Origin of the sequence: Clostridium sp. CAG:43, from assembly GCF_000434655.1 — a bacterium.
GTDB lineage: Bacteria > Bacillota > Clostridia > Lachnospirales > Lachnospiraceae > Otoolea > Otoolea fessa.
On record NZ_FR895092.1, the window covers coordinates 18,743 to 19,059 of the forward strand.

The window sequence follows — 317 nt, forward strand, 5'->3', positions numbered from 1 at the left end:
CCGCAGCCGCTCGTGCAGCACCTTCCACTCTTTTCCCGCTTCACCGCAGTGGATCATGCACACCCGCTGCCGCCCGGAGAGTTTCATCGCAATATCATATAAAAGCAGCGTTTTTCCCGTCCCCGGAAGCCCGGTAAACCAGAAATATCCCGTCCGGTCTGCCCGGATTTTCTTTAAAATCTGGCGTTCAATATCTCTCTGCTGGTATGTCAGGAAATATTCTTTCTTTAAGAACCGTCCCGGCTCTGTGAGCGGCGAAATCAGGTACAGCTCCGCCTGAAACAAGTCTTCGATATCGCCTGGATAATCAGCACTCT

Annotated in this window: 1 pseudogene; it reads right to left on the minus strand. The window is 52.1% G+C overall.

Annotation, left to right across the window (positions count from 1 at the left end):
* Positions 1–317: pseudogene (locus QVO97_RS07420) on the minus strand (ATP-binding protein); the annotation flags it as partial.